Annotated in this window: 16 protein-coding genes and 1 tRNA gene; 6 read left to right on the plus strand and 11 right to left on the minus strand. The window is 56.7% G+C overall.

Annotated features, from left to right (window positions below; translation table 11 throughout):
• Positions 1-25: 25 nt before the first annotated feature.
• Entirely contained in the window at positions 26-1,537 is a 1,512-nt protein-coding gene (hpaE, locus tag EBB79_RS00455; protein WP_127746951.1) for a 5-carboxymethyl-2-hydroxymuconate semialdehyde dehydrogenase, read from the minus strand.
• The gene (locus tag EBB79_RS00460; protein ID WP_127746952.1) at positions 1,530-1,928 is read right to left on the minus strand and encodes a 5-carboxymethyl-2-hydroxymuconate Delta-isomerase; all 399 of its coding nucleotides are present in this window, start codon (positions 1,926-1,928) and stop codon (positions 1,530-1,532) included. Before EBB79_RS00460 ends, hpaE begins: the two co-directional genes overlap by 8 nt.
• Before the next feature lie 114 nt (positions 1,929-2,042).
• On the opposite strand from EBB79_RS00460, the gene hpaR reads away from it, so the two are divergent.
• Positions 2,043-2,477: a homoprotocatechuate degradation operon regulator HpaR gene (gene hpaR / locus EBB79_RS00465; protein ID WP_127746953.1), complete on the plus strand. Its 435-nt coding sequence runs from the start codon at positions 2,043-2,045 to the stop codon at positions 2,475-2,477.
• A gap of 103 nt (positions 2,478-2,580) precedes the next feature.
• Here hpaR and EBB79_RS00470 read toward each other — a convergent pair whose 3' ends face one another.
• Together EBB79_RS00470 and EBB79_RS00475 are read right to left on the minus strand one after the other, a co-directional pair.
• On the minus strand, positions 2,581-3,840 hold the full coding sequence (locus EBB79_RS00470) for a glycerate kinase type-2 family protein (protein ID WP_127750823.1): 1,260 nt from the start codon (positions 3,838-3,840) through the stop codon (positions 2,581-2,583).
• Positions 3,841-3,872: 32 nt separating this feature from the next.
• Positions 3,873-5,417, minus strand: coding sequence for a sulfatase-like hydrolase/transferase (locus tag EBB79_RS00475; protein WP_127746954.1), 1,545 nt, complete (start codon positions 5,415-5,417; stop codon positions 3,873-3,875).
• Between the two features lie 252 nt (positions 5,418-5,669).
• Between EBB79_RS00475 and EBB79_RS00480 the strand changes: the two genes are divergently transcribed.
• From EBB79_RS00480 to EBB79_RS00500, 5 genes are all read left to right on the plus strand, one after another.
• Positions 5,670-7,352 carry a Na/Pi cotransporter family protein gene (locus tag EBB79_RS00480; RefSeq protein WP_127746955.1) on the plus strand — a complete coding sequence of 561 codons (1,683 nt, stop codon included), beginning with the start codon at positions 5,670-5,672 and terminating at the stop codon, positions 7,350-7,352.
• Positions 7,353-7,696: 344 nt separating this feature from the next.
• The gene (locus EBB79_RS00485) at positions 7,697-8,821 is read left to right on the plus strand and encodes an extracellular solute-binding protein (protein ID WP_127746956.1); all 1,125 of its coding nucleotides are present in this window, start codon (positions 7,697-7,699) and stop codon (positions 8,819-8,821) included.
• Positions 8,822-8,972: 151 nt separating this feature from the next.
• Positions 8,973-10,085 (plus strand): ABC transporter ATP-binding protein, encoded by a 1,113-nt coding sequence (locus EBB79_RS00490; RefSeq protein ID WP_127746957.1) that lies wholly within the window; start codon positions 8,973-8,975, stop codon positions 10,083-10,085.
• Positions 10,086-10,099: 14 nt separating this feature from the next.
• Positions 10,100-11,020 (plus strand): ABC transporter permease, encoded by a 921-nt coding sequence (locus EBB79_RS00495; protein ID WP_127746958.1) that lies wholly within the window; start codon positions 10,100-10,102, stop codon positions 11,018-11,020.
• Positions 11,017-12,294 carry an ABC transporter permease gene (locus EBB79_RS00500; RefSeq protein ID WP_127746959.1) on the plus strand — a complete coding sequence of 426 codons (1,278 nt, stop codon included), beginning with the start codon at positions 11,017-11,019 and terminating at the stop codon, positions 12,292-12,294. The genes EBB79_RS00495 and EBB79_RS00500 overlap by 4 nt, the downstream gene beginning before the upstream one ends.
• A gap of 172 nt (positions 12,295-12,466) precedes the next feature.
• On the opposite strand, the gene EBB79_RS00505 is transcribed toward EBB79_RS00500, so the two are convergent.
• The 7 genes from EBB79_RS00505 to EBB79_RS00535 form a co-directional block, all read right to left on the minus strand.
• Complete coding sequence (locus EBB79_RS00505; RefSeq protein WP_127746960.1) at positions 12,467-13,360, minus strand: TIGR01459 family HAD-type hydrolase; 894 nt, start codon at positions 13,358-13,360, stop codon at positions 12,467-12,469.
• Positions 13,361-13,921: 561 nt separating this feature from the next.
• Positions 13,922-13,998 (minus strand) — tRNA-Pro (locus tag EBB79_RS00510).
• 56 nt (positions 13,999-14,054) lie between these two features.
• Complete coding sequence (locus EBB79_RS00515; RefSeq protein WP_127746961.1) at positions 14,055-14,999, minus strand: DMT family transporter; 945 nt, start codon at positions 14,997-14,999, stop codon at positions 14,055-14,057.
• 187 nt (positions 15,000-15,186) lie between these two features.
• Entirely contained in the window at positions 15,187-15,993 is an 807-nt protein-coding gene (locus EBB79_RS00520; protein WP_127746962.1) for a nucleotidyltransferase domain-containing protein, read from the minus strand.
• 155 nt (positions 15,994-16,148) lie between these two features.
• On the minus strand, positions 16,149-17,252 hold the full coding sequence (leuB, locus tag EBB79_RS00525) for a 3-isopropylmalate dehydrogenase (protein ID WP_127746963.1): 1,104 nt from the start codon (positions 17,250-17,252) through the stop codon (positions 16,149-16,151).
• A gap of 421 nt (positions 17,253-17,673) precedes the next feature.
• Positions 17,674-18,705, minus strand: coding sequence for an endonuclease/exonuclease/phosphatase family protein (locus EBB79_RS00530; RefSeq protein ID WP_127746964.1), 1,032 nt, complete (start codon positions 18,703-18,705; stop codon positions 17,674-17,676).
• A complete protein-coding gene (locus tag EBB79_RS00535) occupies positions 18,702-19,535 on the minus strand; it encodes a hypothetical protein (RefSeq protein WP_127746965.1) in 834 nt (277 codons plus the stop codon). Before EBB79_RS00535 ends, EBB79_RS00530 begins: the two co-directional genes overlap by 4 nt.
• Positions 19,536-19,677: the final 142 nt, after the last annotated feature.

Here is a 19,677-nt window from a genome sequence, read left to right on the forward strand (position 1 = left end):
ATCTTACGCGTTTTCCAGATGTCCGTCACGCACCAAGGCGCGGAATTTTGTGCTGCCCAAGGGCAAAGCCAATGTGTTTTTGCTCCATGTAGAAATCAAAACTCCAGTCGCCGCCATCGCGACCGATGCCGCTGGCTTTGACGCCGCCAAACGGGGTCGGCAAATGGCGCACGTTTTCGGAATTCACCCAGATCATCCCGGCCTCAAGATGGTTGGTAAACCGCAAAGCGCGGGTCAGGTCATTGGTCCATACATAGCCGGTCAGCCCATATTGGGTGTCATTGGCCATCTCCAACGCCTCTTCTTCAGTGTTGAAGGTGATCGCTGTTAGCACAGGACCAAAGATTTCCTCTTGGGCAATACGCATCTTGTTGTTGGCATTGGTGAACAGGGTGGGCCGCACGAAATAGCCGCTGTCCCCCAGACGTTCGCCCCCGGCCGCAATGGTGGCGCCGTCTTGTTTGGCGATCTCAAAGTATGACCGCACTTTGTCAAAGTGTTCCTGGGCGATCATCGGGCCGATTTCGGTTGTTGGATCCAGCGGGTGGCCAACACGGATGTTGTTGACCCGCTCCACCAGCTTTGCCTGAAATTCTTCGGCAATGGTGTCCTGCACCAGCAGGCGTGACGACGAGGTACAGCGTTCGCCGTTGATCGAGTAGATCATGAAGATCACTGCATCCAGCGCGCGGTCCAGATCGGCATCGTCAAACACCACCACCGGGTTTTTGCCGCCCAGTTCCAGGTGCATACGCTTTAGCGTATCGGCGCCTTGTTTGGTGATCCGGGATCCGGTGCTGCTTTCGCCGACAAAGGCGATGGCCTTGATCGCCGGATGTTCGGTCAACCGTTTTCCGGCGTCCTCACCAAAGCCGTTCACCAGGTTCCAGACACCTGGTGGCAGTCCGGCCTCATGGGCGATTTCGGCCAGGATGCGGGCCGTTAGCGGGCTGAATTCGGCAGGTTTATGCACCACAGTACAGCCTGACGCCAGCGCCGGAGCAATCTTCCAGGTGGACAGCATGAACGGCGTGTTCCATGGGGTGATCACGCCCACCGGACCAATCGGAACCCGTGTTGTGACATTCATCAGGGTCGGGGACTGCAGGTTTTTGCCATCCCGGGCTGAGGTCACCTGATCGGCAAAATAGCGAAAGTTCTCGGCGCCGCGCAGTGCGGCCTTGGACATGAAGCGCAGCGCCTGACCAGTATCCCAGCATTCGCAAAACGCGATTTCTTCGGCGCGGGCTTCGATGCCTTCAGCGATCCGGATTAGAATCTTTTTGCGCTCCAGCGCGGGCATGTCACGCCAGGCAGGAAAGGCCTCTTTGGCGGCTTGGGCAGCTGCATCGATGTCGGCAACACCACCCCGTGCAACGGAACAAATCACAGTTTCATCGGTGGGTGACAGGGTCTCGAAAACCTCACCCGACAGCGCCGGGAGGCTTTTGCCCGCAATGAGGTTCTGAATGCCGCCCTGGCGAAAGCGGTCCAGATATCCGTTTAACTTGGTAACGTTTGTGCTCAGTTCAGTCATTCTGTTCAACCTTTGTCAGGTGATCACGGATGGTACCGTATTTTGGGGAAAGCTTGGGGTCGATGTCGCGCATTTCAAGCGACAGGGCGATGGAGTGCAGTTGCAGCGCCGGCGCCAGAAAGTCGCGGGCGGCCTCAAAGATGGCTTGGGTGGCACGCTGTCTGATTTCCAGATCGCGACCACCGCGCAACCGTACTGATATGTCGATATACCCATGTTTTGGATCTCCATCGGCGATAGAGACATGGGTCGCGGCAAAGGCCCGTACCCGGACGCCAGCCATGGGGAATGTGCCGGTGCTGATGGCGACACGGCGCAGCGTGTCGCAGAGTGCAGGAAGATCAACATGCGGTTCTAAGTTGGCGGAATAGTCCAGTGAGATGTGCGGCATCGGTGCAATCCAATTATTTACTTAACATGTGTACCATTATTTTTTGCAACAAGTCAAGATTGGAATTTTAACGGCAGCAATTGCCTTTATGGCCCGGCGAGGTGATAATTACCCATGACTAATGCTCTGCCGACGACCAACCGTTCCCTTCCTATTGCCCTGCTGCGAGCCCGTGAGCGGGTGATGGGACCCATCCGAGCATTGTTGAGCGACGTCGACTTGACCGAACAGCAATGGCGGGTGTTGCGGGTGGTGCAGGAGAACGGTCCAATTGACCCGACTCAGATCGCTGAACAGGCTTGTCTTTTGTTACCCAGCTTGACCCGGATTCTGCAAAAGCTGGAAGACAAGAAAATGATTGACCGGACCCGGGATAGTCAGGACCGGCGCAAGCAGGTGATTACGATCACTTCGGCTGGCGACACAGTCATTGCGAACAATCTGGAGGCCAGTCTGGGGCTCGTCGCAAAAACGCGTGCCGAAATGGGCGAGGATCGCTATGAGGCGCTGTTGGATCTGCTGAATGAGTTGGATCAGATTGATCTGTAGCTGCGGCACAGTTTGAGGTTGTCGGGCAGGAGTCGCCCCGCCGCAGTGATTTGCAGGCGGAGGATTGAGTATTTAAGGAAAAGATGAAGGTGCAGGTTTTGTGTTAGTCCGCGCGCCGCAGGAAGATCTGCACATCCGCTACATTGGTTCCGGTGCCGCCGACGGTCAGTAGCGCGTCCGCAGCGGCCAGCGCCGCGTTGCTGTCGTTGTTTTTCAGCAGAGCCTCAGGGTCTGCGCCACTGTTGCGGATCTCGGCCCAGGTTTGCGGCGTGACGATGCCGCCGGCTGCCAGCGTTGGACCATCACGGCCATCGGTGCCGCCGGACAGGAACAGCCAGTCGCCGTCCAGCCGTTCTGAACCCAGTTTGGCGAGGCGCAGCGCCAGTTCCTGATTGCGCCCACCCAGGCCGCTGCCTTTGATTTGCACTGTGGTTTCGCCACCAAAGATCAGGGCAACGGGGCGATTGGTTGGGGCGGCAAGGGCGGCGTCGAGGATGCTGTGCGCGGCCACTTCGACGTCTCCGATCAAAGTGTCGCTGACCACTTGGGCATCCCAGCCAGTTGCGGCTTCAAGCATGGCCTGCAGGCTGTGCCGGTTTGATCCGATCAATGTGTTATCGGCCTGTGGGCGTTCTTCGTGCACCGTTTCAGCGGCGTTCAAAAGGGACTGCACGGCCGTAGGCGCCGCCTGCCAGATACCTGCGCGTTGCATGACGTCGCGAGCCTGCGAGCGGGTGCCGATGGGGCTGACACTTGGCCCCGACGCAATTGCGCGCAGATCATCGCCGATCACATCCGACAGGATGAAAGCAGTGACCGGAGCGGGGGCTGCATGGCGCAAAAAACCGCCGCCCTTCAGGTCCGACAGGTGTTGGCGGATCAGGTTCATCTCGTTGATTTCAATCCCCGAGGCGAGCAATGCAGCATTGACGGCGGCCTTGTCGGCCAAGGTCAGGCCCAATGCGGGCGCCACCATCAGTGCGGAGCCTCCGCCTGAGATCAGGGCAACAACACGGTCTTTGGCACTGGCGGTCTGCAGCAGCTCAATCACTGCGCGCCCGGCCGCGGCGCTGGTTTCATCAGGGATGGGATGCGCGCCTGCCAAGGTGGTGGCGCCAGGGATGTCGCACAGGTTTTCGGGATTGGTCACCGACAGTGCCTGTCGCGGTTCCGGAATCATCAGCAGGGCCTGGCGCATCATCGGGCTGGCGGCTTTGCCCAGGGCAATGATGATAGTACGACCGCCGTCTGGCAAGGGCGGCAGTGGCGCGGCAGCAAGCTGATCACGCAGCGCAAGGGCGGGATCGGCGCGCATGACAGCGGCGTGAAAAAGGGCAAGGGCGGTATCGCGAAGATCAGTCATGGGCAAAGGTGTGCCCGCAGAGGTCGGGCAGGTCAATCGCATGTTGGCCACCTGTGATAATGTTTTGCCCCATCGCTGGTAATCAGGTCTAACGACAGCGTGTGATCCATATTGCGCATACGGTGTCGCAGCATCATTCGGGTCAACCGCATCAGGTCGCCCTGCATGTCAGGATGGTCGGCGACATTCTCCAACTCTCCGCGCCCCTGATGATCGAACAGCATGGGTGGCAGGTCGGCGGCAAACTCCACCAGCGTGAACCGCTCATCACGTAGAATGCCCAGTGAGGAGTCCAGCGGTGTGGTGCCGAATGCCTGCTCCCACTTGGTGGGCGCGCCGGGCTGTGCGAAATCCAGCTCGGAAAAGGAATAGCGCCGCCAATCCTGTGGCACGTCACCTTGTAGCAGCGGCAGTAGCGATCGACCGTCCACCGTGTTGGGGATCTCTTGCCCGACCCAGTCTAGGATCGTTGGCATCAGGTCGACGGATTCGGTGATCTGCGAGACGGTGGTGCCAGCGCGATTGCCGTTGCCCGGTTGGCGGATGATCAGTGGCGTATGATAGGCCGCGTCATAAACCGTAAACTTGCCCCAGCTGTGGCGATCCCCCAGCATCTCGCCGTGGTCGGCCGAGATCACCACCAGAGTGTTATCCTCTTGGCCGCTGTCTTTCAGGAACTTCAAAACCCGGCCGATATGGGCGTCTACCTCGGTGGCGAGACCCAGATACACCGAGCGCAGGGTCTGAACGGTCTCATCCGTTGGTTCCAGATCCGGAAACCCCACAACGAAATCTGCCGGGGCGTAGGCCTGCTGGGTTGGTCCGAAGAAAGGATGCACGGCTGTCTCTGTCGCAGAGTCGTGCAGGCGCGAAGGCAGCGGCAGAACGGCTGGATCATACATATCATTATACGGGGCTGGCGCCACCAGTGGCGGGTGCGGGCGGATATATGTCAGATGGGAAAACCAGCTGTGATCTGCGTGGGCTGGCAGCGTTTCCAAAAAACGATCAGTCAAGAAGGCAGTATCGCTGTGTGCGGCGCTATACAGTGCAGGATCGTTCAGCCGCGGAGAGCCTCCGGTCGGAGATACCGGTTTGAAAACATTCTCATAATCGCCGAAGTCATATCCATGGTTCTGCAGGTGGGACCGCCACGGATAAGACGTATCCAGGCGCATCTCCAGCATCTCGTGGAAACCATTCATTGGATGTTCATAAGACCGCAGCGCGGGATCATTTGGATGGTGAACGCGGGGATCCTGCGAGGTGTCGGTATAGCCAAACAGCATCGGCAGATAGCCAGCCTTGCGCATTTCAGTCGCGATGTTGGGCGTGTCATGACGCAGAGGGGTGCCATTGCGAACGGACCGGTGGTTCATCGCGTATTGACCGGTCAATAGCGAGACGCGCGACGGGCCGCAGGGGTTCACCACCGTATAGTTGCGCTCAAACGTGACCGATTGCTGCATAAACGCGCGCAGATTAGGCAGCTCCACATGATCAGCCATTGCGCCAAATAGGCAATCAGCCCGCAGCTGATCAATGAGGATGAACAAGACATTCTTGTGGGCGGTCATGGTGCATCTCCTTCACCGGATCTGTTGCCAAGTAAGCCCGGAAATGTGCGATTGAAAAGGGGCGAAAACGACAAAAACACAAGCATACAGGCCTGTGAATGTGTGGTTTTTTGCATTTGGCTTGTAGTTTGAGGGGTTTTATGTGCATTTGGCGCAATCCTGACGACCCGCGACCGCTCTCCCAGGGCCAACCATGTCGTTACATACATTAAGCAACGAACTGTCTTAGACAGACAGAGATTGGGACCTGAATTGGCGATCGTAAGCTTCATTATCAGTTTGGCAGGAGCAACCATGCTTTTGCTCTTTGCCGTGCGTATGGTGCGGACCGGAATTGAACGCAGTTACGGAGCTTCGTTCCAACGCGTGCTGACCGGGCAACGCAGTCTGGCGCAGGCCAGCATGGTTGGCGTGGCCCTTGCGATTGTCTTGCAAAGTTCGGCTGCGGTGGCATTGTTGACGGCGGGTTTTGCAGCCAGCGGCATGCTGAGCTTCACCACCGGGCTGGCGATCGTGTTGGGCGGCGACCTTGGCTCGGCGCTGATTATTCAAATTCTGTCATTCAAGCTGGACTGGCTGGTGCCGCTGTTGCTGGCGGCGGGCGGTTATATGTTCGTCAAGGTCGAGGCCAGAAAGATACGGCAACTGGGCCGGATCCTGATGGGTGTTGCCTTTATCCTGATCTCCTTGCGGTTCCTGCGTGAGGCGATGGATCCCATCCGCGACAGTGCTTTTTTACCCGCCATCGCGGAATATTTGGCGCGTGATTACATCACCGCGTTTCTGGTTGGTGCGGCGCTGGCCTTTGTAATGCACTCGTCCGTTGCGGCGATCCTGATGTGCGTGACGCTGGTGCAGATCGATGCGATCCCCTTTGCAGCCGGCCTGTCGCTGGTGCTCGGGGCCAATTTTGGGTCGGCCTTTATTCCAATTTGGCTGAGCCGGGGCATGGCGCAAGCGGCCCGGCGCATTCCCTTTGCGAACCTTATTTTGCGCGGAACCTGGGCAGTGATTACCCTGTTCGCGGCCAATATTGCGTTGCGGTCTGGCGCTTTGGGCGATCCACAGGGCGGGCAGATGCTGGTCTACGCTCATCTTTTCTTTAACGCATCGCTGCTGATACTGGCGCTGCCTTTCTGCGGAGCCTGCCAGCGTTTGATGGTGCGGTTACTGCCTGACGCGGCCACAAAAGAGCCCGAAGTTGCAACTGGCTTGCCGCCCAGTGTGCTGGATCACGGCAATACCGACTCGCCGGCGCAATCATTGTCCAGCTTGAAACGTGAGTTGCTGCGGATGACAGAACTGGTCGACAGGATGTTCCGTCCGGTGTTGGACCTGTACCGGTTCGGAGACAAAGCCCAGATCAAAGCGGTGCAAGCACTGGATCATGAGGTCAACGACTGTTTGTCCGGTATTCGGACCTTTGTCGCTGCAATGCCTCCGGAAGAAATTGGCAAGGCCAACGCCAAGACGGCGCGGGATATGGTGGAATATGCGATTCGACTGGAAACCGCCGGTGATGTGGTTGCCAAGCGATTGGCAGTGCTGGCTGGTGAAGTGAAAAAGAAAAAAGGCAAATTCTCGGATGAAGGCTGGATGGAACTGACCCGGCTGCACGAAAGTATCCTGGCCAATATGAGCCTGGCTTCAAATGTTCTCATCTCGGATGACCTGGAAAGTGCGCGGCTGCTGAGCCTGGAAAAAACTGAGTTGAAACGGGCGGAACGTGACAGTCGCAAACGGCACCTTAAGCGCTTGCAGGGTGGTCGGGCAGACAGCTTTGAAACCTCGGATATCCATCTCGAAACTCTTCGGGCCCTGCGTGAGTTTAACAGTCATATCGCGTCGATTGCCTATCCGATCTTGTATCAGAACGGGCAACTTCTTGAGACTCGGCTGATCGAAGATATGCAAGGTGATCAAATAGCGACGTGAATGTTGATTCGCATTCCGGTTAAGAAAGATACGCCGTGCCACGCAAGTGACGCGGCGTAAGCTATTGTAAGTAAGCTATCTTATCAAATTTCCATCGTATATTCTTTACGGCGTTGACGTAGAGCGACCCGCGAGCGCAGACTGAAATTATTACGACCAAGTTCCAGGTGTTTGTTTGGCTCAGCGTCAAGGTACACTACGCAACTGGACCGATTTTTGGCCTGGACTACAAAATCTGGTCTTAACAATTATTGAAACTGTCACTGTAGGAGTTCCGAAACCACCCGCAAACTCTTCTCTAATAACAAAAAACGATCAAACAACCTTCCAACGGGGAAATTACTATGTCTATTAAATCAACGGTCACTCGCCGCTCTCTGCTGAAAAGCGCTGGCGCCGCCGCATTGGCAGCTCCGCTGTTTTCCAAAAGCGCTCTGGCGTCCTCGGGTGAAATCAACATCCTGATGTGGTCGGACTATCTGCCACCTGAATTCATCGCGGGCTTCGAAGCCTCCACCGGTATTAAGGTCAACTACACCGGTATTGGGTCAAACGAAGAAATCATCAACAAGATGAAGGCCACCAAAGGCCAGGGCTTTGACATCGTATCGCCCACCAACAACCGCTCGCTGCAGTGGGGCCCACTGGAATTGCTTCAGCCGTTCGACTTGAACAAAGTCGCCATCGACAAAGTTAACCCTGCGATGGCTAAAATTGGTACAGACGCATGGGACTTTGGTGGTGCGGGTTCGCACTGGCTGCCGCACATCTGGGGTACCGAAGGTATCGCATATCGCACCGACAAATGGCTGCCCGAAGGCGACGCGCCATCGTATGGCGATGTCTGGAGCGAAGCCAACGCTGGCAAGACCATGGGTCGTGCACACTCGATGATGCTGGGTGCTGGTCTGTACATGGAAGCCTCGGGCGCTATGGACCCGGGATCGGTGTGGGCTGCCTATGAGAACGAAGAGACCATGCGCAAGGTCTGGGGCCAGATCGCTGATTGGTGTGTTGAGCGTAAGTCGCGCATCAAACTGATCTGGAACGATGCTGACACTCAGAAAAACGGTCTTCTGAACGAAGGCGTGATTGTTGGTCAGACTTGGGATGGTCCGGCACTGGCTCTGAAAGCCGCTGGTGAGCCCGTGCATTACCAAGCACCGGTCGAAGGTGCGATGGCTTGGGTTGACGGCATGTCCATGCCTGTTGGGGCCAAGAACATCGATCAGATCTATGCCTTCATCGATTTCGCCTATGGTCAAGAAGCCGCTGGTGTTGCGATCGACAGCCATGGCTACAACTCGCCAGTTCTGGGTGCGGACACCTTCTCGGGTGACACCTACAAGAAGAACTTTGCCGAAGCCTATCCAGGCAGCAGCTTGGCGAACCTGAACCCATGGCCCGCCGAAGCACCTTGGTATGCTGACGTTCGGACCGAGTTCGTAAACAAATTCAAGAGTGCCTAAGCTTTTGATATCGTAAAACTTTGGCCCTCTCTTTCCAGAGAGGGCCATTGTGGCGCCTAATGCGCAATATTCAATTCATAAACTGGATGCAGCCTGATCAAGGCCGGTGCGGTGTCACCGGGTTGAAAACCTGCACCGAGGGAGAAGCCACATGAGTGCTGGGGTTGGCGTAAATCTCGAAGATCTCTGGATCCGATTTGGGGACTTTGTCGCTGTGCGCGAAGCAAACGTGCATATCAATGGGGGCGATTTCTTTTCGTTCCTGGGGCCATCAGGCTGTGGTAAGACCACCATCCTGCGGGCTGTTTCGGGCTTTCTAGAGCCCAGCCAAGGCAATGTGCTGATTGGCGGCAATAATATGAAGGGCATCGGCCCGAACAAGCGCCCAACAGCGCTGATCTTTCAGAACCTCGCGTTGTTTCCGCTGATGAAGGTCTGGGAGAACATCACCTTCTCAATGGAAATCAAAGGCGCCTCGGCCAGGGAACGCCGCAAGCGTGCAGACGAACTGCTGGATATGATTGCGCTGACTGGCCAGGGCGACAAGCTGCCGTCGGAACTGTCGGGTGGTCAGAAGCAACGTGTGGCCATTGCCCGCGCGCTCTGTGCTGAACCAGATGTGCTGCTGCTGGACGAACCGCTGTCAGCGCTGGATCTGAAACTGCGCCAGCACATGCGGTCGGAACTGCGTGAGATCCAGAAACGGGTTGGCATTACCTTTATCTACATCACCCACGACCAGGGCGAGGCCCTGACCATGTCAGACAACGTGGCCGTGATGCGTGCCGGGGTGATTGACCAAATTGGCGATGGTAAATCCATCTATAACGATCCAAATACCGCCTTTGCCGCCTCATTCGTTGGCGAAAACAATGTGTTCCGCGGCACGGTCAAGCGGGTGATCGGCAATGAAGCCATGATCACTACCAACCGTTCGGGTGATCTGATGGCGCGGATCTCGACAGCCAATCACGGCAAGCTGAAAGAGGGTGATGACGCAATGCTGTTCATCCGCCCCGAGGCTTTTGCACTGGCGCCAGTCGGCACCCAGGGTGATCACTTTGTCACCGCGCAGGTCACCAAGGAAGAGTTTGAAGGCAACGTCTTTAACATCTTCATGGAAGGTGACGGCGGCAAGGAAATCAAAGTGGCACTGCCCAATCTTGGCCAGTCCTTTGAAAGCCACAAGGGTGAGCCGATGACTCTGGAATATGACGTCAAAAACGCTGTTGCATTGCCTGCCGGCGTGCTGGCGACGGAATAGGGGGGTCTGGACAGATGCCCCCATTCCTAAAGGAATACTTTAACCGCAACGGCCTTGGGCTGGGATCGGTCATGTTGGGTCTGGTTCTGTTCTGGACCGTTGGCCTGATCATCCTGCCACAGTTGTCGATGCTCGACTTTTCATTCCGGCCGAACCTGCCGCCGCCCGAGATTGGCGGCCCCAAGGATCTTTATACGCTGGAGAACTATAAGTACCTGATTTTCGGCCCCGAGGGCGGCAGTCAGGATTATAACGCTGTTGATTTGCGGGTGTTCTACCGCACCCTGATTGCAGCGGTTTTGGTGACCCTCTTCAACTTGATGCTGTGTTACCCGATCGCCTACTATCTGGCCCAGACCAAGGGCAATCACATCCGCGTTCTGGCGCTGATGCTGATCATCCCCTACTGGATCAATGAAATCCTGCGGGCCTTTGCGCTGCGGATTATCTTTGGCGAAAGTGGGGTGTTGAACAACATTCTGGTTGGCGCTGGGGTGTTTGATACGCCGTTTGACTTTATCCGCAACGACATCGCGCTTTATGCTGGTCTGGGCTATGCCTATATCCTGCTGATGATCTTCCCGATCTACAACGTCATCGAAAGCCTGGATCGTAACCAGATTGAGGCGGCACGGGACATGGGGGCCAGCTGGACGCGTATTCACCGCCGTGTTGTTATTCCCTATGCCAAACCGGGGATCAGTTCCGGATGTACCATGGTGTTCATGCTTTCGGCCGGTGCGCTGGCCGCGCCGCAGATCCTGGGCGGGCCAAGCAGCCTGTGGTTCACGCAGCTGATCTATCAGCAGTTCAACGACAATAGCGATTGGCCACAAGGGGCCGCCTATGCGGTGGTACTGCTGGTCACCTGTATCCTTCTGGTGCTGGCGCTTATGCGCGTGTTCAAAGTGAACATGGGGGACATTGGCAAATGAAGAACTTTTCTCTTATGCGCCTGAGCATCTGGGTCTACCTGGCTCTGTTCTTCTCCTATTTGCTGGGCCCTCTGGTGATCATGTCGGTCACCGCCTTCAACTCACCCGGCTTTCCACGGGCCGCCCCGTGGGAATGCCTGACCTTTGAGTGGTTCTCGGCGCTGTTTCAGGATGAAAGGATCCTGAACGGCATCAAGAACTCGATCCTGGTGGGGCTGGGAACAGTGACGCTGTCGGTTGCCATGGGTCTGGCTGGGGCGCTGATGCTAACCCAGATCTGGCCGAAATTGCGGGCGACCTACTATACCATCATCATTGCCCCGATCCTGATCCCCGGCGTGGTGATTGGTATCTCGACGCTGGTGTTCTGGGATCGCGTCAACCGGTTGTTTGGCCTGGATGCTGATAGCTTCCTGTCAAACGGGTTGTTCCTGACCATCATCGGCCAGTCCACCTTTATTGCCAGCTACTGCATGCTGGTTCTGGTGGCCCGGTTGCAGCGCTATGACATCGGTCTGACCGAGGCAGCGCTGGATCTGGGTGCGACTCATGCACAGGCGTTCCGCAAGGTTCTGCTGCCGTTCATGCGTCCGGCGATTGCAAGTGCTGCGGTGCTGGCCTTTCTGGCCAGTTTCGAGAACTACAACACCACCACATTCACCTTTGGCGAATACCCAACTCTGACCATCGAGCTGGCGCAGAAGGTGCGGTATGGCATTACTCCGGCGATTTCGGCTCTGGCCTTTATCATTGTGGTTCTGACGGTGTTTGCAGCCCTGGCAAACGAGGCCAGCATTCGTCGCAAAGAACTGGTCGCTGCAGCGCGTAAAAGCGCCACGGTCGAGGAATTGGAAAGCGGCAAACTGCGTCTTCCCGGCTTCCTCAGCTCTAATACAGCGGCAGTGGTTCTGGTGGTGGTCGCGATGATGACCATCGCAGTGGTGGGCACGGCAACGGTCTACAGCCCGGCACAATGTATCGCGGATGTAAAAGAGCAAAAGCGGTTGGAAACAGACTTGCGGATCCAAGAGCTGCTACAGCGCCGTGCCGAAGAAAAAGCCCGTCGCGAAGCCGAACAGGCCGAGCAGGGTGGTGAAGAGCCAGCAGTCGAGACGACGCCTAAACCGTCGAATAACTCGGGCTTTGGTGGCGTATTTGCCCCTGGTGCGCTGCAGGATGATAGCACGGAAGACCCAGTAGCAGAGCCGGACGCACCGGCGAGCGATTCTGGGTTCGGAAATGTCTTTGATCCGAATGCACTACAAAACGACTAAAACATCGGGGCGGCCTTCGGGCCGCCTCTTCTTTATGCGCCGTACCGTCGCGTCCAGTCGGCTCTAAATTTCTACGGCAAAGGTGGCGAAATTCCACAAGCAGTCAAAAACCACTAGGCAGAGACGGGGCAGCTATCCCGTGGATTAGGGGGTATGGTTTGTCTCAGGCCCGCTAAATGGAGGGGGCAATCCAATCCGGCGCAATGCCGCTTGCATCAATGAACTTATGAACATCCAGCCCGGCAAACAATCCGTGATCCGTGATCAGTGCTGCACGCCAACCGCGTGCCCGTGCGCCCAGAATATCGGTGTGTAGGGTGTCGCCGATCATGGCAATGCGGTTCAGGTTGATATCCGGGAAACGCCGCTCAACCGTTTCGTAAACCGAGGCAAAAGGTTTGCCGTGAAAAATCACCTGCCCCCCCAGTTGGTCCTGCAATTCATGCGCATAAAAGCCGGGTTCCAGTGACAGGCCATCTTCACGCGGTGCGACCAGATCGGGATTGGCCACCACCAATGGACGTGGGGTGCGGCGCAAACTGTCGCGTAACAGCGTCTGCCGGTCTGCATTCCAGCCGGCTGCACTCAGCATCAGGAAGGCTTGAACCTGATCATAATCGTTCTGGTCACCCTGCAGTGCCAGGGCATCAACCTCCAAGTCATCTGGAAAGAAATCTGGTGGCGCGATGACCCCCCATTGACCGTTTGGGTTGATGGAGGCGAGATGCGCTTCACAGACTTGGCGGCTGGAAATAATTTCAGAAGGCGCAAATTCGAATCCCAAACGGGAAAACTTGGCTTCAGTCTGGGCCCGGGTAAAACTGGCCGCGTTGGTCAGCACCAGCACCTGTTTCCCCATTTCACGCAATTGCTGTACACGGTCATGCGCCCCCGGTATCGGGCGCTCACCAACGTTCAGCACGCCAAAGGCGTCAAACACAAAAACATCGATCTGATCGGCCAGTTCATGCAGTCCTGCAATTTGTATTCCGTCTCCACCCTGTGGAGCTGCGGGCAGGCGGTCGCGGATTTTTTCGTAACGGTCAAAGGCCTGGTCTGGCGTCATTGCAATTGGCCTTCCTGAAAATAGGTCTGGTTTTGTATTGCGCCGATAACGTCGTGAAGCTGTCGTCGCTGAAGTGAACTAGCATGCCATTCCCTAAGACTGCCAGAGATGTCTGAAGCGAGGCCATGGTGCAGTCGATACCTTACCTGCTTTCGCCTCGGACCCGAAATTGTCATGATTTTCGACTGAATTGTACCCGGATTGTGCCGCAAATGGAGTTTGATTCATGCAAGTTTTGCGGTGGAACTCAAAGTGATTCGTTTGGCAGTCCAAAATTATTGATACATTACAGCGTGTGTGGAGAAGCGTTTAAAACGTTGGGGTACAGGATCGGTACAATGCATGGGTTTTGTACCCCTAAGTTTTCGCAATGGCATGGGGTACAATATTTCGCGCATTGTACGGTTGGTCTGACGGATTGTTCTGTCACGGTGGCTGTGCCGGACTTCACCGGCGTATTGCTGGACAAAAGATGTCGGTGCCCGGCAAAACAGGTATCTTCCCGGTCCGTTAGACCGGTGATACCCCAGATGGGGTAAATTTTGCTCTCATCAGAAAAACTGGTCGGGCTAGGAAGATTCGAACTTCCGACCCCCTGTACCCAAAACAGGTGCGCTACCAGACTGCGCCATAGCCCGACCGTGTGGGCGGAATAGTCGCTTGGAATGGGATATGCAAGCCCAATTTTCAACAGTTATTTCTTTGTCTTCCGTTTTAGGAATAATGAGATGTTAAAGCTACCCGGCGCATAGCCTCGGGTGCGCGTGCGTAGCACCGGTGTGTTGTCCGAACGGCCGCCTGCGGCCTCGCGGATGACGATGAAAATGCCGCTTGCGATAATGATTCCGGCACCAACAAGGGTCATCCGGTCGATCGTTTCGTCGAACAAAAAGACTCCAAACAGGGTTGCCCAGATGATTTGGGAATATTGCATTGGCGCGACAATCGCGGCTTCGCCGATGGTATAGGCGCTGACCATCATCAGGGTGGCGACAAAGCCGAATATCGCAACGATTCCAAGACCACCAAATGTATTTGCCTCAAATGGGACATAGACAAAGGGCATCGTCAGCCCCATCAACACAAAGGTTGCGACCAGCGGATAGATCATCATCACGACGCGGCGCTCCTCGTTGCCGACCTTTCTTAGAATCACCGATTGGAAAGCCGAACCAAAGGCCGCAAACAGCGCAGCAGCGTGGCCAAGGCCGTAGTCTACGCCGCCCGGGCGCAGCACCACCAAGACACCAGCAAAGCCGGTTAAAACCGCCAGCATGCGCGGCAGGCCTACTTTTTCCTGCAGGATCGGAATCGACAACAAGGTGATCAGCAAAGGGGTGATAAACAGCAGCGCGTAGACCTGCGCCAGCGGCAGATGGGCAAAGGCATAGAAGGCACTGGCAGGAACAACTGACATGGTGATAGAGCGCAGCCCGACCCACCAGGGATGGATGGGGCGCAGATTGCCAAGGGTTGTGTCCTGAACCAGCATCAAGGTGACCAGCGGAAACGACAGCAGGCTGCTGAAGAACACCAGTTGAAACGGCGACATGCTGGCACCAAGGAACTTCACCACCACATCATGGGTCGCAAAAATGGCATAGGCCAGCAGGGCCAGTAGGGCAGCTTTCAGGTTCATGGGACTCACCAGCGGTTTGATTTCTGGACTCGACTAAGGATCTTTTGAGGAAAATCTATAGCGCTAACGGTGTTTCGGAAATATCAAATGCGACCGTGCAGGAAAATAGTGGAATTACGCAACACTGTTGGCAGTACGAACTGCAAGGACCGTTTTATGTCTGCGCACAAGACAGTGGCTGATTGGCCTAAGCCACCCTGTATGGCCGCTCGAGTGACAGGGATCTGCCAAGTTGGAGCCAAGTCACCTCCTCAAAGCGATCTGGCCATTCGATATTCCACCGCTGGGCCATCCGACGTGCGCGTGGAAGATAGGCAGCAGCATAGGCCAAATGCGCTGTGATCATCGCATCCAGAGTTGGGACGGCGGGTGGCATAGATGTCAGCAGTTCTTTTTGCTCATCAGTGATGAGCCGGTTCAGATGCAGCACTCCACCGCGATTTGGGGCTCCGGTCTCCTCGATCAACAGGTCGACAAGAAGGTTGCGCAGGTGGAACACCCCCAGAACGCCGTTGATGTATTCTTTGCGACCCGCTGCCAGATGCAACAGGCCAAGAATCTTTATGAACTCTTCAAATTGGTATCTCAGCCGGGCGGGATTTGGACCTTGGGTTTTAGGGGCGATGGGCAAGCTGTCAAAAATACCGTCGTGATCGAATAAGGGTTTCAGCCCGCTTTGCGTTTGTAACCCCATTTGATCCGGCTTTAGAATCAGCGCATCGATGCGGGTCCAGTCATCCATAATGGCATTGATCAGCGCAGGCCGAGGGGTTCTGTCCCGCCACAGGACGATTTCTCCAGTCTGACCGACGACATCACGCCAAAGGGCTGCAACTTCATCACTGGCGCCGTCGCTGGCAACCAAAAGGAAATCAATGTCGCTATATGCATCAGCAAGGCCGTTGCTGTGGCTGCCAGTTAGAAATGCTGCGCGAATGAGCGGGTTAGTGTGGAGTGACTGACTGGCGGTTTCAATGAGCTCAAGATGGTGCAACGGCGTCGTCCCCCTATTTGTTCAGATTTACGTCTCACGTCTGCTAATTTTTCGGGTACGAAACTATACTTAAGGTTGTGCTGTGTCCACCTAAGAAAAAGGCCCCGCGCTGACAAGCAGGCGGGGCCGGATCTGTGCGCCATAGGGCGGCAGTCTTACAGGCTGGCGTCCAGTGCGGCCAGGATGGCGTCGCCCATGCCGCTGGTGGTTACAGGTGTAACGCCCTCTTCGCCCAATAGGTCAGCGGTGCGAACACCCTCGGCCAGCACCGCCTCGATGGCGGTTTCCAGACGGGTGGCTTCGGCGCCTTCGTTAAAGCTGTAGCGCAGCGCCATGGCAAAGCTGAGAATGCAGGCGATTGGGTTGGCCTTGGCCTGACCTGTAATGTCCGGCGCCGAGCCGTGCACGGGTTCGTACATGGCGCGCGGGCGTCCGTTGTCCATTGGGGCGCCAAGCGAGGCGGATGGCAGCATGCCGAGGCTACCGGTCAGCATGGCAGCGCAGTCGGACAGGATGTCGCCAAACAGGTTGTCAGTGACGATCACATCGAACTGCTTGGGCGCGCGGACCAGCTGCATGGCACCATTGTCGGCGTACATGTGGCTCAGCTCGACCTCGGGGTAGTCGGCGTGCACGCGGGTAACAACTTCGCGCCACAGGATGCCGCTTTCCATCACGTTGGCTTTTTCCATTGAGCACAGTTTCTTGCTGCGGACCATGGCCAGCTCAAAGGCCGAGCGGGCGACGCGCTCGATTTCCGACTCCGTATAGCGCTGGGTGTTGATGCCGACGCGCTCGTTGCCCTCGTTGAAGATGCCGCGCGGTTCGCCGAAATAGACGCCCGAGGTCAGCTCGCGCACGATCATGATATCCAGACCGGCGACCAGTTCTTTTTTCAGCGAGGAGAAATCGGCAAGGGCGTCAAAGCACTGGGCCGGGCGCAGGTTGGAGAACAGATCCATTTCCTTGCGCAAACGCAGTAAGCCGCGCTCGGGCTTTACCGAGAAGTCCAGGTCGTCGTATTTCGGACTACCCACGGCGCCCAGAAGCACGGCGTCGACATTCATGGCCTTGGCCATGGTGTCATCGTGCAGGGGTACGCCATGGGCGTCATAAGCGGCGCCGCCGACCAGATCGGTGCTGACGTCAAATTTCAGGTCGCGCTTGTTGCCATACCAGTCGATGATCCGGGTGACTTGCGTCATGACCTCGGGGCCAATGCCGTCACCGGGCAGAATCAGAATCGAAGGGTTGGACATGCGGATACTCCTTGAAAAAGCTTGTAGGGGAGGTACCCGCTGAGGCCCGGAGGGTCAATAACGCTGGAATACAGTTCCGCGGTTAGCGGTGGTAAAATGAGCGCCTTTGGCGCGCTGGCCTGTCTCGTTGGTCACCTAGCGGTTCCCGCCTCGGCGGTGCCCTGACGAAGATATCATGGACAACAAGAAGGTGATGCCTGTTAAAGATGCCTGTTAAAAATGCCCGCCAGGTCCTGTGTCCGGGGGGCTCGACCTCGCAGATGTGTGGGGTTTATCGCATGGTCTGATGAGCCGTCGGATAAACCGGCAGCAGCTGATTCAGTCCGTTAAAAATGTAGGTTATCGTTACGGGCTTAAGCCCGGCCTTTTCCGATTGAGCGGTGCGGGTGCCGGAATAGGGGCAATCGCACCGGCCTTGGTGTCATTGCGGGTCGAGCGATATGTCCAGCCAAACTAGGCGATGGCGGCTGGCTAAATCTGATGTTGGGGACCAGGCCACCCCTGCATCCAGGACCCGCAGATCCGCCGAGGGCAGCAGATAGTCTACCCGCATGCGGCCGGCACGCTGCCATTCCACGGTATTCAGGCCCGCCTCTGGGCTGGTTGGGTGGGGGTCTTGCAGGCGCGGGTCAGCAAGGAGTTCTGCGATGGAACTGCGCCGCCCGTCGCCGCGATTGGGGTCAAGATTGGCTCCGCCTGCGATCACCAACGGTGATTTTGGCACCGGGCCCAGGTCTCCATCCAGCAGCAGTTGCCACAGGCGAATCTCATCAGCATTGCGCCGACCGTTGCGATCCTCAGGTCCGTCGAACAGCGGTGGCGTGGCCTGAAAGCTCAGCAGGGTTAGGGTGCCTCCGTCTGATGTGACAAGCGGGATTATCCAATGCGCGGTGCTAGACAGGCGTTGGGCCTGCAACGCCCGCTTGGATGGAAATGGCGTACCATCTGGGTGCTGCGGCAACAGTGCGCCGGGCAGGTCGCGCCACAACAAGGGGCTTAGATCCCGCACCGCATCGTACTCAATGGGTAGTCGCGACAGAACGGCGTTGCCGCCTTCACCAGTGAAATTGCCATAGCCTTGTGAATCCCGGGGGCCGCCGAGCCGCCCGTCACCGTCAAGATCCAGATCACTTGCCATTCCTGAATTGGGCAGTCGCGCAAAGATATACGGATAGTCGGATCCGGCCTGCTTTAGCCGGTCTTGCAGCGCCTGCAGGGCGCGATTTTCATAGTCCCAGTCAATGCCTTGTAGCACGAGCACATCGGGGTTCACCGCTGCGATCTGGGCTATGACTGCGTTGATCTGGGGATCTTTGCCGCGCTCAAGGTCGCGCAGAAGCAACCCGGGCCCATCGCGTGACAGTTCGGTGTTGAATGTGGCGATGCGCAGGCTGTCGGCAAGGACAGGAAGGGCAAAGAAGAGCGGCAGCAAAGATGCGGCCAGCCTCCTCATGCGGTTTGCAGGGCCTCGGCATTGGCATAGGCGCGGCGGCGTTTCTGTTCGATCAGCTCGGCCACCCGCAGCATTGCCATGCCGCGCATCAACAGTGAGGCAGGCAAAAAGCCCCAGGCGCCGATCATCCAGACCAGCGATTGCGGATTATTCAAGACTGTCGGGCTCAGCAGACCGGAAAGCAGGCTGACCGCAGCTGGAATGGCAAAGGGCAGTAGCACGCCAATCACCATGTTGACGCGCCCGTCACGTTGTAGGCGGTGCACGACGTCTCCGCCGGTGGTAGGGTCGAATAGGGGAAGGTTCACCCAGACATTGAATGCGCCATTGGCGACAGGCCAGTTGCGGACGTGGATGGCAAAGAAAAAGCACGCAATGCTGGTCAACCCGATCACATATGACAGTCCAGCAGCCGCGCGGACCATGTTTACAGTCTCGGGCAAGCTCTGTGTGGGCAGCATCAGGGTGATCAGGTGCACTGGCGAATATGAGAAGTCCAGCGCGTTGCCAAGTGTGAACCCCAACCCATGCATCAGAGATGTCAGGCTGGTTGGATCAGAGGGGTGTCGCGCCATCAAGCTAAGCGCTCCGACGGTCAGCAGCATGGAAAAGAACCGCATACGGTTCAGCGGTGGTGCGTCGCGGAATTCAATGAAGCTGGGAAAGCTGGAGTAATACTCGGCAAATGTGAGCATAGCCCCCAATAAGGCCATCAATGCGACGACCTCGGTAGATCCTGTCGCCGAATCCGGCAGTAATAGGGATGGCATGGCGATCAGAAACGCCACAAGTATACCGCGCAGTGCTGCGCCTGTTATGCGTGTTATCACTGTTCGTTCCCTTCAAACTGGACAGGTCGATACGTTGCCGAACCTTTGTTCCAACTTGACGCAACCCCGATAGATTGGGATCGCTGATGCCTCATTTGCGCCTCATTTGTGCCTTGTTTCACGATTCCTCTCAAGATCTGGC

It is taken from the genome of Parasedimentitalea marina, assembly GCF_004006175.1.
Taxonomy (GTDB): Bacteria; Pseudomonadota; Alphaproteobacteria; order Rhodobacterales; family Rhodobacteraceae; genus Parasedimentitalea; species Parasedimentitalea marina.